This is a genomic window from Kocuria sp. GQ42 (assembly GCF_059758435.1).
On record NZ_JCAXEN010000002.1, the window covers coordinates 283,468 to 297,479 of the forward strand.

Here is a 14,012-nt window from a genome sequence, read left to right on the forward strand (position 1 = left end):
CTCCTCGGGATCGGCTCGGGGGTGGGGGGATGGTTAGAAGTCACTCGCGGATGCCGTCCTGGTGCTGTCTGAACCACTCGACGGTGGAGCGAAGGCCCTCGCTCAGGGGGATCCGGGCGGTCCAGCCGGCTGCGGCCAGTTTGGTGACGTCCATGAGCTTGCGGGGGGTGCCGTCGGGCTTCGACGTGTCCCACTCGATGCGGCCCTCGTAGCCCACGGCCTCAGCGACGAGGCCGGCGAGTTCCTTGATGGTGACGTCGGTGCCGGTGCCCACGTTGACGTGCTCGGGGCCGTCGTAGTGCTCGAGCAGGTGCAGGCATGCCTCCGCCATGTCGTCGACGTGCAGGAACTCCCGCAGCGGGGAGCCGGTGCCCCAGTTGGTCACCGACTCCGCGCCGGTAATGCGGGCTTCTTCGTAGCGGCGGATCATCGCGGGCAGGACGTGGGAGCCGGTGGGGGAGAAGTTGTCCCCGGGCCCGTAGAGGTTGGTGGGCATCGCGGAGATCCAGGGCAGCCCGTACTGACGGCGGACGGCCTGGATCTGGAGGATCCCGGCGATCTTGGCGATCGCATAGGCGTCGTTGGTGGGTTCCAGGTGCCCGGTGAGGAGGTACTCCTCCTTCAGCGGCTGAGGGGCCAGCTTCGGGTAGATGCAGGAGGACCCGAGGAACAGGACGCGTTCGACCCCGTGCTCGAGGGCGGCGTCGAGGACGTTGACCTGGATCCGCAGGTTCTCGGACAGGAAGTCCACCGGGTAGGTGTTGTTGGCGAGGATCCCGCCGACCTTCGCGGCGGCCAGCACCACGTAGCGGGGCTTGGTCTCGGCGAAGAACGCGAACACCGCGTCGCGGTCCTTCAGATCCAGCTCGGCGGAGGTGGCCCCGATGAGGTCGGTGAACCCCTCGGACTGGAGCCGGCGCCAGATCGCGGAGCCGACCAGGCCGCGGTGACCGGCCACGTAGAACGGGGCGGTGCGATCGAGCGGGCCGGGGGTGAACGACGTCGTCGAGTCGGTGGTCTTCTCGGTGGTGTCTGCTGTCATGATGCGGTCCTCCGTCACTTGGCCCAGGAGGCGAGGTCGACGGTGTCGATCCAGGCGTCGTTTTCGAGCAGGGCGATGTCGGCGTCGACCATGAGGCGGGCGAGCTCGGGGGCCTTGACGGTGGCCTCCCAGCCGAGCTTGTCCTTGGCCTTGGCGGGATCCCCGATCAGGGCGTCGACCTCGGTGGGGCGCAGGTAGCGCTCGTCGAACTCGACGTGCTCGCGCCAGTCGAGGCCGGCGTGGTCGAAGGAGATCTCCAGGAACTCCCGCACCGTGGTCGGGTGCCCGGTGGCCAGGACGAAGTCCTCGGGCTCGTCGGCCTGGAGCATTCGCCACATGCCCTCGACGTACTCGGCGGCGTAGCCCCAGTCGCGGATGGCCTGGAGGTTGCCCATGTAGAGCTTGTCCTGGGTGCCGGCCTTGATCGCGGCCACGGCCCGGGTGATCTTGCGGGTCACGAAGGTCTCGCCGCGGCGGGGGGACTCGTGGTTGAAGAGGATCCCGTTGACGGCGTACATGTCGTAGGCCTCGCGGTAGTTCTTGGTGATCCAGTAGGAGTAGATCTTCGCCGCCCCGTAGGGGGAACGGGGGTAGAAGGGGGTGTCCTCGGACTGCGGGGGCGGGGTGGCCCCGTAGAGCTCGGAGGTAGAGGCCTGGTAGTAGCGGGCGTCGACGTTGGCCAGGCGCATCGCCTCGAGCAGGCGCACGGTGCCGAGGCCGGTGGTGTCCCCGGTGTGCTCGGGCTCCTCGAAGGAGACCTTCACGTGGGACTGGGCGGCGAGGTTGTAGACCTCGTCGGGGCGGATCTGCGCCATCAGCGTCACGAGCCGGGACCCGTCGGAGAGGTCGCCGTAGTGCAGGAACAGCTTGGCGTCGGCCTCGTGCGGGTCCGTGTAGAGGTGGTCGATCCGGTGGGTGTTAAAGGTCGAGGCGCGGCGGATCAGCCCGTGGACCTCGTAGCCCTTGGCGAGCAGCAGCTCCGCCAGGTAGGAGCCGTCCTGACCGGTGATCCCGGTGATGAAAGCCTTCTTGGGGGTGGCGTGCATGATCGTCCTTCGGGGGGATGAGGCGTGGGCCGTTGAGGGGACAGCTTTATGCTAGTGAATGAACGGGCAAAGTCGGTGATCAGCGGCGGACATGTCGCGCCAAAGATCGAAGCCCCGTGGTCCCATCGTGCTTGGCCGCGTCTGCGGCGAGGTACTCCGCGAAAGGCTGAGGGCGGGGGCGACCGCGGCATTTGCCGGCCACGCCACACGCGGACAAGGCCTACGACAGCCGACAGGTGCGCCGCTACCTGCGTTGGCGCGGGATCACCGCTCACATTGCCGGGAACGGGCGTGGACTCCAGCGAACGTCTCGGCTGATATTAGCGGGTCGTCGAACGCACGATAGCAGTGGCTACTGCCCCTCCGCCGACTGGTTATTCGCTAGGACCTCAGGGCGGTCGCCATCGCCACCGTGCCCACCTTGGCATCCACGCCGAAGACGAGCGGCGCCCTACCACCGAGGGTCACGCCCGAATTGCGGCTGCTATGGCCGAATCTCTGCAATTCCGTATGCGCTAGGCCGCCACAACCGCCTCTCACGCTAGACGACCGAAGCAGTTGACCAGAAGTTTAAAGCGCCCGGGGCCGCGCGGGTACTGTGGCCGACGGTTTGTAGGTAGACGCCACTCTGCGCTTCGCCCCCGGAGCCGGCAAAGGCTGAGCCAATGAGTTACCGACTAGAACGCCAAGCGGGACCATCACGAATGGGTAGACGATCACGTTGTCGGTCAGCGCGGCGATGAGGACCCCGAGCAAGGCGACAACGGCGATCCAGTGGATCTGGTCGTCCGTGCGCCGCGCACGTACCCAGACACGGTGCAAGAGCATGAGCATCCCCACAGTGAAGAGCGCCGCCCCTACCATGCCAAAGTCGTGATATAGCCGCAGATAATCGTTGTGGGGGTGGGCGATGTTGTCGAACATGCCGCCGATGAGTTCGTTCGCGGATCCGGGGCCATGTCCAAGCCACGGGGCCTCAGTAGCCGATTCCGAAGTGATCTCCCACAGAGTGGATCGCCCCGAGGTGTTTAGCGCGATGCCGCCGATCGATACTGCCTGGTCGCCACCAAGGAAACGGGCCCGGAACGGGGCGTACGATGTTACCGCCCAGTACAGGCCCGCACCGACCACTCCGGCGAAGGTAGCCGCCCAGGCAAAGCGGTATCGCCGCCGGGAGCGCACAGCAGTGAAGACGAGAAGAGCCGCGGCAATGATGGCGGCGGTACGCGACAAGCTCAGGAAGATTGCTGCGACCACCAACACGGGGCCGACCTTGTAGACCAGGCGCTGTCCTCGGTAGGGGATAAGTATCGCGACGTAGATGAGCGCAGTAAGCGCGAACGCCCGCGGGTGGTAGAGGTTCACCCCTGCCACGATGGCGCAGATGAACACCAGCGGCATGAGAATCGCTACCAAGCGGAGCGCTCGAAGCATGGCTAGGACCTTCGACGGCGGTGCCCCCAATGTCAAAACACCGGCACCTGCGATGAACGCCGTGTAGACCGCGACGTTCTGAAAACCCTCTACGGACGGGTGCGCCCACAATCCCAGCCACGCCACTACTAGGAAGGCGGCTAGCGGCCAGGGCAGCGAAGCTGCTCGCCGCAACCGATGCGGCATGTTGCCCATTGTCCAAGTCGCAAGATATAGGAGCACAACTACCAGGACGAACCCAGCAGTTGTGATCGTGAGTGCCCCCGACAGGGACAGCGGGCCAATCGAGACCCGCCCTAGGGCGTCAACCACTATCAGCCAGACCAGAGCGATCACGGCGAAACGAGGCAAATGAAGTTGATGCATGGTGGGGGCCATGAGCCGATGGTATCGGTACGTTGGCCCCCGCCCCGCTCAGACGCCCCGGTATCCGCCGGCCCAGCTGATGTAACTGCAGTACGCGGCGAACGCCCAGTAGATTGTATGGAGATGCCTCTGGTCCTAAATCCGCATGGGGCCACCACAACAGGCGACGCCTACTCATTCAAAGCCCGAGCTACCCACGCCCCCAACGCGTTGGGCATCTTTTTGAGGGACCGGGAGCCGTGAACTCCCGTGCGCGGTACATAAGATCGCCCTTGACGGCGACAGGTACGCCAAGCCGCTCACGTACCGGTAAGACGTCTTGGTCCCGAACGACGCAACAGTGACCCACAGCGGATAAGCGGTCCATCCAAAGTGTGAACTCAGATCAATGATATTGCTTCCGTACGATGCCTACTCCGTAGCGCTGGTGGTGAAGTCGTGATCAAAGTACGTCGCAGCGCTGTCCAGCGACACGACGCGGAGACGCTTTACCATACGGGACTGCTGCAGGGATAGATGAAGCATGAACTGGCTCTCTCGCGTGGGCAGACGGAGTAATGACTTTCCGTCCTGGACCAGGAGCCCGCACCACCTCTCATCGACGAAAATGACAGGGGCCTACCAATAAACGCGACAATTGACGTTACTATAACCCCGCTCGCATCTCCCTAATGCACCGAATGATCCAATTGCGAATTCCTTGACGATAAATACTAAAGTTTTGTAGCGGAACGCTGGGTAGCTGTGCATCTGGCACGCCCTGGTTGCGAAGATTATTGCGACGAAGTGCCAAGTCGACATACATTTCGTTGCGAATCGCATACGTGATGGAAATGGGACGACTGGTGCGGTATTTTACCAAGGGTTCATCAATGCATTTGATCTGGGCGTTTTTCAACCTTAGGAACAAGGCAAAGTCCTGGGCTCGACGGCAGGCAGGATCGTACCCTCCCACCGCCTGCAAACAAGTTCTTCGAAACATAACTGATGGATGAGGAACAGGCATCTTATTGGCCAGTTGCCGTCGTCGTATAGACGCAACGTCTGTAGGCCACTTTCCCATTACGGGTCCACCCCAGTCTCCAAACTCCAGTACTTGGCTGCCAACCACGTCCGTGGACGGATCCCTATCGAATGCTTCAATTTGCAGTCGAAGGCGCTCGGGCAGGCATTCGTCGTCCGCATCCAGGACGGCAACATATTCACCTCTGGAACGAGATATGGCCATATTTCGACATGCACCCGAACCTGCATTCACGGCCATTCTGTGAACAAAAATGCGCGGATCTTTGTATGTATGTTGAACATAGTCGGCGGTGCCATCCGTTGAGGCGTCATCAACAATAATGAGTTCCCATGCTGAGAAAGTTTGTTGAATGACCGATTCAATGGCAGAACCGATGTCCTCAATGTTGTTATAACAAGGCATTATGACTGATACTCGAGGAAGCGGTCTACTTCGCCGCGATTCCGGTGTAATACGTTGGACGGTCATTATCTCAGTGTCCCTTCGCGAGCGATGCTTCGACGGCAGACCACATTTTCTCGATCTGGTGGACAGCCGATTTCTTGGCCGCAGAAAGTGTTGCCGCGGAATCAGCGCTCACAAGTTGATCCAAGTGACGTTCAATACCCTCGGTGAGATCGGGTTTCCGCAACCATGACGGCACTCCGAAAAGCGTCAGAACCTCTTGGTACTTGTGCGACCAAGAATGGGTCAGGACAGGAGTGTTCGTACTCAAAGCAGCGACCACAGCGTGGTATCGACCGGAAACCACGATAGTTGATCGAGCAATATAGCGTTTCGTCTCCCATCCAGTCGTAGACGCCTCTAGACGAATGTTCTCTATCAAACTCAACTGCTTGAGTACCTCTAAATCCTTTGAACCTTCGTGTAACAACCCGATAGGTTCAAGGCCGCGGGAACGGCCGTATCTTACCGCAGCGGTAAGGCTGTCGAGGTAGGCCGAGGAGGAAGCACCTCGTAACAAGTTCCAGTTCGGCACGATGAGCATCCGAGGGAGTCGTGGTGCTTCAACGTCGTCTGTCGTTTCAGCGATTGTGATATCAGGAGTTGTGTTGCCGATTCTGATGTTTCCGCCCAAGCCACGCAAATGAGCCGCGGACTCTAAATCTCGAGGGAAAACCAAAGAACAAAGTGACAGTGCATTCGAGACAGTAGCTCTCAACTGATCATTTTCGAACGTCCCATATGCCTGGGGGAGGGCGATTATGGGGATACCTGCCCGAGCCCACTGCTCATACTTTCGGTTGATCCATTTAGCGGTTTCCATGCCCCAAGCGTCGCCTAGCGCGAATCCAGATGCGTCTAGGACGCCATCGATGGATTTGATGGTTACATAGCGATTTCCCGAAGCTGTCGGCGTCCAACGATCCAGCGCCGTCAGACGAGGATTACCTATGTATTGAGTCAGTCCCAATTCCATGACCAAAGCTGGATCAACTTGGCCGAATGTAACAGCTGGTCGGTGCCCCATCGATCGAATTCGCGCTGCCGCAGTTCTAAGGAGCTGTTCGGCGCCACGGTTTCCCGTGTAGCGGTCTCGTACCTCAGCCCCAAGGATAAGTACGGTTTTCACTTCCACTCCCGGACCGAATCGACGTCGCGCTTATGGCTTCGGGGCACGAGCTGATCGGGTTCTCCGTAGCCAACAGCGATCATCATGACGGCACGTTCGTCGTCCTCCATCGGAACGAGGCCACGCAACTTCTGTTCCTTGTCGGCAAGGTCGGGCCAATTGATGCAGCAGGAGTTAAGTCCGGACGCCTCCAAGGCCAAGATGAACTGAGCTGCGAACAATCCGCCGTCGACGTAGATGGCGTGACGATCCCGGGGATGCTCGTAGCCCCTGTGCTGCCCGATGATCACAGCCAAGACCGGAATCTGGTATGCGAACCCTGCAGTGCCCATCGGGACCTTCGCCACCTGGGTCTTGAGCGGTTCGGTCTGAACCAACACGACACGAAAACTCTGACGGTTACAAGCACTGGGGGCAGTGAGGGCCACACTAATGGCCTCGTCCACGAGGCGCCGAGGCACTTCGCGTGCTGTGTACCAGCGGACAGAACGACGATGGCGTGCGAGAGCTGAAAAAGAAGCGCGAGTTTCATCAATGTTTTGGAGAGCGGGCTGGGGGAATGGCGCGAGCACCTCACCCTCTGAAGTCGGGTCCTGTTCGAGGCTCGACCACTGCTGTCTTGCACAAGAGATCTCTCGGTCAATGGAGTCGGCCGTAGCCTCGAAGTATCGATGCAACACGTCGTGAGCCCATTGAAGCTCGCCGGCGTCGGAAATTGGAACGCTCATAAGGCCGATATAGGTGCTGACGGTGGGCCCAATGTAATCTGTAGCGAAAGTGGAACGCATGGGTCGTGAGATCATGCCTTTCTCAAGGCGATGGATGGACCTCCGAAGGAACATGCGGCTTCCATGCGAGCTTTCACTGGCGTAATGAGTCCGAGCTCCAGCCATCACGGCCTTCTGTTCATTATTGAACGTGCCACTGATGCCGTAGAACAGGGGGCCGCCCAGAAAGCCCCCCAAGCGGTGCTCGGTGTCTCGGAGCATCTTCCGCTTAACTTTCCGTGCAAGAGAGCCAATCGATGGTTTATGCAAAAGCAATCTATGCATCCTTTCTGCTGGCGATTAGGAAACGGGTCGCACTGTCAAGGTGGTGTGATCGTACAATGATGCCTGCGTAGGCCAGAGCCAAGATGCGGCGCCCCTGTGGGTGTGGCAAAAACGAAATACACAGGCTGACCGGATGGGTGGCGACCGCCGCAATGGCGGCCCCGGATAGTCCCAAAGTGGGGATAAGAATAAGGTTCAGCAGAACGTTGACGCAGATGGTCGCCACATTGCTTACCAGGCTCAGACCATATAGTTGTTCGACTATAAGCAATCGGCTGATCAGCTGGCGCTGAAACAGGAATATAATGCTTGCGGCGTATATTGGAAGAACCTCGGCGGCCGTGCGGAACGACTCGCCATACAGGAGGACCAGTATGTATGGACCTCCGACTGACATGATGACCGCAATGGCTGCCGACGTCCAAAACACGGATTTGGCTGCTCGAACTGTACTCAGAGCGTAATCGACGGGAGCCTTACTGGAGCGAACAATAGGATTGAACAACACCGTGATCAGACTAGTAGCAACCACAATAGTGGCTTCTATAGGGCGGCTTGCAGTGGAGTACTGTCCTGTGGCGAGAACGCCCAACAACGCGGTGACGATGAACAGGTCGATACGTTGAGCGATGGCACTCACGATGCTCGAACCCCAGAGTGCTCTGAGTCGCCAAACCTGACGCAGTGCTGTGCGGAACTCCACGGTAAAAGCGGTCACAAACGACCGATTCATCCCGGATCCGGGGATCGCGACGATCTGCCATAAAGCAGTTTCGGCGGCCATGGCAAGCATTGTCGCTTCCAGGTCACCACTATAGGCAAACCCGAATTTGACTGGTGATGCTATCAATAGCAAGGCAACCCGTCGGCCCGCTAACGTGGTAAATCCGTTCCTCGACGTCCAGGAAAGGTCGCCCACATCAAAGGAGCCAACGGCGTATCCAGCAAGGAAAACCGCCAGGATGAGCCTATTAAGATCAGCTATTCCTGGCATAAACGTCACGGACAGTCCGCCCGCCACAAAGATTACAGGAATGAGAGTAATGCGTGCGTGTGAAATAAGGCGAAGTTCGCCTAAATGATTCTCATGCGAATTGATGAGCTTATGCACAGCTGCGCCTGCCAAGCCGGCCACTGACACCGCCTGCATAATCGAAGCCGCTGCGAGAGTCAGCGAAAAAACACCCAGCGGACCGGGGCCCAACGAACGCCCGATCAGAATGGTTGTGGCAAAAAGGCTCGCGAGGCGCAGTAAACTAGCAGTCGTCAGCAGGCTTGTAGAGGCCCAGGCGCGCTGGGCGGGCCTTGACCTATGTGACTTCTCGGTGCGAATCACTGACTGCTTCCGTGGATGGACGACGGTGTTTCATTGCCCCTCTTCGATGGAGCTGGCCGGCGAGGCAGCTCTCGCGCAGGATTGCCGACCATAATTGCGAAGGGAGGGACGTCGTGGGTAACGACCGCGCCGGCGCCGATCGATGAATGGTGTCCAACAGTGATTCCTCCGAGAAGAACCGCATTCGCCCCGACCTGCACATGATCCTCGAGAACCGGGCACGGACCATTGGGTGCCTTGTTTCCGATGACCACCCCATTTCGGAGGGTGACGTGACTTCCAAGTACGGCATGGTCATTGACCACGAGTCCGAATCCATGGTGAATGGTGAGCCCCCGGCCTACCCTGGTTTTCGGGCGCAGCTCTGTGCCGATCACAATCTCGGAAAAAATTCGGTACATCGCCTCGGTCACGTAGGAGCGATGCGGACCGCTACTCAGCCATTGAGCCAGACGGAAAGTGATAAGCATGACCCTGCTTTTGAGGTCGCCAACGTTCGCTTCCCAATCCTGGAATACATACTGCCGCATCGACTGCTTGGCCATTCTAGCCCGCCCTCCCATGTTCGATTCCGACCTACTGTACAGTTTGATAAACGTTCGTAATTTGCCGAAGCCAAACGCCCTTCGTGTACTGAGCGGCGAACCGTCGTCGCGCGTCTAGGCACAATTGTTCTCGATTGTCATTGGCATATTCTAATGCAGTATGTAAGCCTGATCGGTCTGCATACGTAAGGGATGGAGCCCATGACTGAATGTCGTCCGCTGCACTGTTTCCGATTCGAGAGACGACCGGTCGGGCTGAGGCTAGAGCTTCCAGATACACGCTGGGTAATCCTTCTGCCCAGAGGCTCGGTATCACAACGCCTCGCGCAGAACTCAGTTTGGCCAGTAGCGCAGGCCGATGAAGAGAGCCGACATAGTTTACGTTCTCCCTCTCCTTCACCATTGACTGCACTGTTTGCTCTTCCGGACCGACGCCCGCGATGTCAAGTCTTTCTTCGTCGGGCCATTGTTCAAGCAGCTCGAGTACTCCTTTTTCCTGCGTGAGTCGCCCCGCGTACAACCACATGTTCTCGTCGGTTTGTGCATGGGTGGTAAGGCGAGGGTCCTCGATAAAGTTCGGCACAATAGCGATCTTTTCCGGGTTAACGCCATACTTTGTGTATGTTTCGCGCGCTCGATCAGCAAGTACGATTATGCGATCCGCGCGCCTAACAATTGGGGATCGACCAATTCCGCCTTTCGTACTGTATGCGACCGGTGCCGTTGCGGACCGTGAGTCTTTATAGCATTTGTGGATGAGGGCGTTGTGCGACCCGCGGTCTGGACACAACGTGCAGGTCTGTCCGGCCCGGAAAAGAAGACCATTCGAACACAAGGGGCGGAAGTTGTGCATGGTCGCGACGATCGGGCCGGACCACTGCTTCAACCAATGCGTCGAGTAGTTCGGAAACAGGTTGTGTACATGCACGACCTCTGGCGCGAACTTCTGCAGGCTGTCGAGAGGGGAGAGGCCGTGGCCTGTGGCGACGGTTATGGCTGTTCGTGCCTTATACAGGACGTCGCGCTGAAGGTCGTCGGTCCGAAGAGCGATGAGTTGCACGTCATGGCCCGCTTCGGTCAGAGCCGCTACCTGGCTGTCCACCATGAAATTCTCGCCGCTGGGAGTGGCAGAGCTGTAATAGCTGTGAACGACCGAGATTTTCATCGACGCGCAACTTGTCGTGCCACGACCCTGAGGAAGGTCGTGTTTCCCCATAAGTACCGGCGCATGAGGCGGCGGGGCTCACTGAGGAGACGATGCAACCACTCGAGTCCAAGGTCTCGCACAATTTTTGGGGCCAGCGGCTTCAGGCCTGCGCTGAAGTCGAAGGCTGCTCCAACGGCGGCAGTGACGAAGCCTGCGTCAGCGAGTCGTCGAGCCTCATGATCTTGTTTCGGTGTGCCCAGGCCGACCCAAACGATGTCCGGTCGGGCGGACCTGATTTCTTTGTCTTGGAGGGCTTGTTCTTCTGCGGTCAGGGCGCGGAACGGGGGGCTCATCGTGCCGACGATCTGTGCACCCGGATACTTTGCGGCCAGGGCGTCTTTCAAAGCTGCCAGGGTTTCAGGCGTTGAGCCCAGCAAGTAGTGTCGCACTCCCTGTCCGCGTCCTGCGGCGATGACGTCCTCGAAGAAGGCGGGTCCACGTACTTGGTGGAGCTTTCCGCCGAACACTGTGCCGGATACCGCAACCGGCTTGCCGTCGGGAAAATTGAATGTTGCGCGCCTCACGCACGCCAGGTAATCGCTGTCCGTTTCGGCGAGGGCAACGCTGTAGGCATTGAGCAGATGGATATCTGCGCCCGTAGTTTTATCTGACTTCAGCAGCTCAAGTGTCATCTGGACTGCGGCTACCGGGTCAGCGCGGTTGAATGGAACTCCGGCAATGTGCGTCCGTTCATCCCTGGGCTCATGAGCGAAGGAGGGCGTGTTTAGCGGCTGCTGCGTCAAGAAACTTGCTCCTGGTAGTGGGGGGAGGGTCTGTCAGCATCCAGAGGATGCCATGTGGATCAGCGGTGCAAGGCGCGACTGCACTTTACCTCTGGCGACGGGGAGGGCGCGGGACAAAGGCCATGCGCACCAGGGGTGTCGGTGCTGGTCAGCGCGTCTAATAGGCGCCCTCCTTGGCCATAACGGCCTTAAAGGTGCGGACCAAGATCAGAATGTCCTGCACCGGGGACCAGTTCTCCACGTAGTAGAGATCCAGGCGCACCGACTGTTCCCAGTCCAGGTTTGATCGACCAGAGACCTGCCAGAGGCCCGTGATGCCGGGCTTCACGCGCAGCCGGCGGTGGACGTAGTCCTCGTACTGCTCGACCTCCGCGGGGAGCGGCGGGCGGGGTCCCACCAGGGACATCTGACCCTTGAGGACGTTGAGGAACTGGGGGAGCTCGTCCAGGCTGTAACGGCGCATCCACTTGCCAGGGCCGGTGATGCGGGGGTCGTCCTTCATCTTGAACAGCAGGCCGGCGCCCTCGTTCTGCTCCTTGAGCCGCTGCAGCACCTGTTCGGCGTCGGTGCGCATGCTGCGGAACTTCAGCATCTTGAAGCGGGAGCCGTCCTGACCGATGCGCTCCTGGGCGAAGAAGGCGGGGCCCTTGTCGTGCGTCTTGACGATCAGCGTCAGGGCGAGCAGGACGGGGGAGAGGACGAGCAGGGCGGCTCCGGAGCCGAGGATGTCCATGAGGCGCTTGGTCATGGCGCGGCTGCGGCTCAGTTTCGGGGTGGCCACGTGGATGAGGGGAAGACCGGCCACTTGCTGCATGTGGATGCGGGGGCCGGCGATGTCGGTGAGCCCGGTGTCCATGACCAGCCGGATGTGGGCGTCGGCGAGCTGCCAGCTGAGATGGCGGATCTCCGTGGTGCTCAGGGGGACGTTGGAGGACAGGACGACGGTCTCGATGTCGCGCTCGTGGCAGGCGTCGACGATGCCCTCCACGGTGGGGCGCGCACCCGGGGCGAGTGCGTTGGGTGGGAGGCTCATGCGCTGCAGCTCCGCGGGGACCGGCTTGCGGGTCTCGGGGACGTAGATGGCGGCCGCGTCGAGCCCGGAGGTCGGGTGCTGGCGCAGGGACTTGATGAGGTCGCACGTGCCGGCCAGCCGGCCCACCACCATGGTCTTGGACAGTGCCTCACCCTTGTAGCGGGCCTTGACCAGGCGGTCCCGCACGATGAAGCGGCCGAGGATCAGGAAGCCCAGGCCGAGGGGGAGGGCCAGCAGGACGTAGCTGCGGGCCGTGGGGAGGTCGAAGCCGAAGGAGATGATCGCGATGGCGCCGAAGAGGATGAGGCTCGAGTGCACCACCTGCCGGGTCTCCTCGAGGCCGTGGCCGATAAGGCGGACATCCCGGGCACCGCGGGCACCAAGGTGCATCCACCAGGTCAGGGCCAGGGCGATGCCCACGATCCAGTAGGGGACCGACAGGGGGCCGAGGTCGAGGCCGGCGTTCTCCAGCTGGAAGCGGAGCAGATGGGCGCCGATGAGGGTGACGATCAGGGCCAGGCCGTCGGCCCAGCGCATGCGGGTGAGGTAGGCGGAGCGCCAGCCGGAGCGGGACGCGGCGTCGCGAGCGGTGGTTCGTGTGCTGTTGAGCTGCGGACGCCGGTGGTCGTCCGCTCGGCTGATCTCGTTGACCTTGAGCATGGTGGTGCTCCCTCCCCGAAAAAGCACGCGGCCACCTGGGGCATCTCCTCCCAGCCCGTGGGGGAGACGGTGGACCGCGCGCTGCGTTGCACTTGTCGCCAGTTTAGTGGCGCAAATCGATGAATCCGGCTCTATGACGAACGATGTTTGCGTCTGCACTTGCCTGTGCCGAGAACTCGCGGGACGGCGTCGTACCTAGTGGTGACGGGGATCACGTCGTCGGGCGGGGAAGTCGACCCGACGGTGACGGTGCCAATTTCTGTCCCCCACTCGGGGGACGGCGGCATTGTGGTGCCGACCGCTCAGGCGGCGCGGGCCTCCGGCGCGGTGTGGCCGGCGGTGCGGAGGTGCTCGGCCTTGAGGCGGCGGAGGTTCAGGGCCAGGCAGCTGGGGGCGTAGGCCGGGCGGATCACCACGGGGGTGCCCTCGTGGCCGTGGGCGGCGAGGATCTCGCCGAGGGCGGCCTCGTGGCGCTCGAGGACCACGTGTCCGAAGTAGTGGTCGTTGAAGAGGTCGGCCAGTTCCAGGGCGTAGGCCCAGGTGGGGGTGCCGACCTCCATGGACGCCTTCGGGCAGTCCCAATCGCTCGGGGTGCCGGCGGTGCGCAGCTGGGTGCGCAGCACACGGTCGAGGGCCTCGGGGGTGAAGGCCAGGGTCAGCTCGGCGACGTCCTCGACGATGTCGAGCTCCAGGAGGGTGAGACCCGCGGGGGAGCAGGACTCGAGGTAGTGCTGGATGTCAGTGGCAAGGGGGGAGATGCGCATCGGATTCTCTCTTGTCCGTCGAGGGGTACGGATCTTCGGGTCCTCCGAGCGTATCGGGGCAACGGCCCTAGTGGGCGCCGATTCTTGTCCCCACATGGTCCCCATCGGACCGGACAAAAGTCTATTGTCAGCCCCTTGTTCCTATGCGGAGAGTGGTTCGGTGTAGACCATTGTCCAGGCGGTG

12 protein-coding genes and 1 pseudogene are annotated in these 14,012 nt (G+C 60.8%); 1 reads left to right on the plus strand and 12 read right to left on the minus strand.

What is annotated here, in order from left to right; all coding sequences use genetic code 11:
- Window positions 1–40 precede the first annotated feature (40 nt).
- Both AC6CH6_RS06835 and gmd read right to left on the minus strand, forming a co-directional pair.
- Complete coding sequence (locus tag AC6CH6_RS06835; RefSeq protein WP_498254548.1) at window positions 41–1,042, minus strand: GDP-L-fucose synthase family protein; 1,002 nt, start codon at window positions 1,040–1,042, stop codon at window positions 41–43.
- A 14-nt stretch (window positions 1,043–1,056) separates the two neighbouring features.
- Complete coding sequence (gene gmd / locus AC6CH6_RS06840; protein ID WP_498254549.1) at window positions 1,057–2,088, minus strand: GDP-mannose 4,6-dehydratase; 1,032 nt, start codon at window positions 2,086–2,088, stop codon at window positions 1,057–1,059.
- Window positions 2,089–2,258: 170 nt separating this feature from the next.
- Between gmd and AC6CH6_RS06845 the strand changes: the two are divergent.
- Window positions 2,259–2,403: pseudogene (locus tag AC6CH6_RS06845) on the plus strand (IS5/IS1182 family transposase); the annotation flags it as partial.
- Between the two features lie 255 nt (window positions 2,404–2,658).
- Here AC6CH6_RS06845 and AC6CH6_RS06850 read toward each other — a convergent pair.
- From AC6CH6_RS06850 to AC6CH6_RS06895, 10 genes are all read right to left on the minus strand, one after another.
- The gene (locus AC6CH6_RS06850) at window positions 2,659–3,522 is read right to left on the minus strand and encodes an O-antigen ligase family protein (protein WP_498254550.1); all 864 of its coding nucleotides are present in this window, start codon (window positions 3,520–3,522) and stop codon (window positions 2,659–2,661) included.
- 1,012 nt (window positions 3,523–4,534) lie between these two features.
- Entirely contained in the window at window positions 4,535–5,383 is an 849-nt protein-coding gene (locus tag AC6CH6_RS06855) for a glycosyltransferase family 2 protein (RefSeq protein ID WP_498254551.1), read from the minus strand.
- Window positions 5,384–5,387: 4 nt separating this feature from the next.
- Window positions 5,388–6,488: a polysaccharide pyruvyl transferase family protein gene (locus AC6CH6_RS06860; RefSeq protein WP_498254552.1), complete on the minus strand. Its 1,101-nt coding sequence runs from the start codon at window positions 6,486–6,488 to the stop codon at window positions 5,388–5,390.
- Window positions 6,485–7,291: a nitroreductase family protein gene (locus AC6CH6_RS06865; RefSeq protein WP_498254553.1), complete on the minus strand. Its 807-nt coding sequence runs from the start codon at window positions 7,289–7,291 to the stop codon at window positions 6,485–6,487. Before AC6CH6_RS06865 ends, AC6CH6_RS06860 begins: the two co-directional genes overlap by 4 nt.
- 241 nt (window positions 7,292–7,532) lie before the next feature.
- The gene (locus tag AC6CH6_RS06870) at window positions 7,533–8,876 is read right to left on the minus strand and encodes an MATE family efflux transporter (RefSeq protein WP_498254554.1); all 1,344 of its coding nucleotides are present in this window, start codon (window positions 8,874–8,876) and stop codon (window positions 7,533–7,535) included.
- Window positions 8,873–9,421, minus strand: coding sequence for a serine O-acetyltransferase (locus AC6CH6_RS06875; protein WP_498254555.1), 549 nt, complete (start codon window positions 9,419–9,421; stop codon window positions 8,873–8,875). The genes AC6CH6_RS06870 and AC6CH6_RS06875 overlap by 4 nt, the downstream gene beginning before the upstream one ends.
- 31 nt (window positions 9,422–9,452) lie before the next feature.
- Window positions 9,453–10,586 carry a glycosyltransferase family 4 protein gene (locus AC6CH6_RS06880; protein WP_498254556.1) on the minus strand — a complete coding sequence of 378 codons (1,134 nt, stop codon included), beginning with the start codon at window positions 10,584–10,586 and terminating at the stop codon, window positions 9,453–9,455.
- A complete protein-coding gene (locus tag AC6CH6_RS06885) occupies window positions 10,583–11,371 on the minus strand; it encodes a WecB/TagA/CpsF family glycosyltransferase (RefSeq protein ID WP_498254557.1) in 789 nt (262 codons plus the stop codon). The genes AC6CH6_RS06880 and AC6CH6_RS06885 overlap by 4 nt, the downstream gene beginning before the upstream one ends.
- A gap of 157 nt (window positions 11,372–11,528) precedes the next feature.
- Window positions 11,529–13,064, minus strand: coding sequence for a sugar transferase (locus tag AC6CH6_RS06890; RefSeq protein WP_498254558.1), 1,536 nt, complete (start codon window positions 13,062–13,064; stop codon window positions 11,529–11,531).
- Between the two features lie 302 nt (window positions 13,065–13,366).
- Window positions 13,367–13,828, minus strand: a complete 462-nt coding sequence (locus AC6CH6_RS06895; RefSeq protein WP_498254559.1) for a hypothetical protein — start codon at window positions 13,826–13,828, stop codon at window positions 13,367–13,369.
- Between the last annotated feature and the right edge of the window lie 184 nt (window positions 13,829–14,012).

What these genes read in the sequence shown, in the direction of transcription:
- AC6CH6_RS06835 (WP_498254548.1), bottom strand. Translation starts at nt 1,042, where the DNA reads ATGACAGCAGACACCACCGAGAAGACCACCGACTCGACGACGTCGTTC.
- gmd (WP_498254549.1), bottom strand. Translation starts at nt 2,088, where the DNA reads ATGCACGCCACCCCCAAGAAGGCTTTCATCACCGGGATCACCGGTCAG.
- AC6CH6_RS06850 (WP_498254550.1), bottom strand. Translation starts at nt 3,522, where the DNA reads ATGCTTCGAGCGCTCCGCTTGGTAGCGATTCTCATGCCGCTGGTGTTC.
- AC6CH6_RS06855 (WP_498254551.1), bottom strand. Translation starts at nt 5,383, where the DNA reads ATGACCGTCCAACGTATTACACCGGAATCGCGGCGAAGTAGACCGCTT.
- AC6CH6_RS06865 (WP_498254553.1), bottom strand. Translation starts at nt 7,291, where the DNA reads ATGATCTCACGACCCATGCGTTCCACTTTCGCTACAGATTACATTGGG.
- AC6CH6_RS06875 (WP_498254555.1), bottom strand. Translation starts at nt 9,421, where the DNA reads ATGGCCAAGCAGTCGATGCGGCAGTATGTATTCCAGGATTGGGAAGCG.
- AC6CH6_RS06880 (WP_498254556.1), bottom strand. Translation starts at nt 10,586, where the DNA reads ATGAAAATCTCGGTCGTTCACAGCTATTACAGCTCTGCCACTCCCAGC.
- AC6CH6_RS06890 (WP_498254558.1), bottom strand. Translation starts at nt 13,064, where the DNA reads ATGCTCAAGGTCAACGAGATCAGCCGAGCGGACGACCACCGGCGTCCG.
- AC6CH6_RS06895 (WP_498254559.1), bottom strand. Translation starts at nt 13,828, where the DNA reads ATGCGCATCTCCCCCCTTGCCACTGACATCCAGCACTACCTCGAGTCC.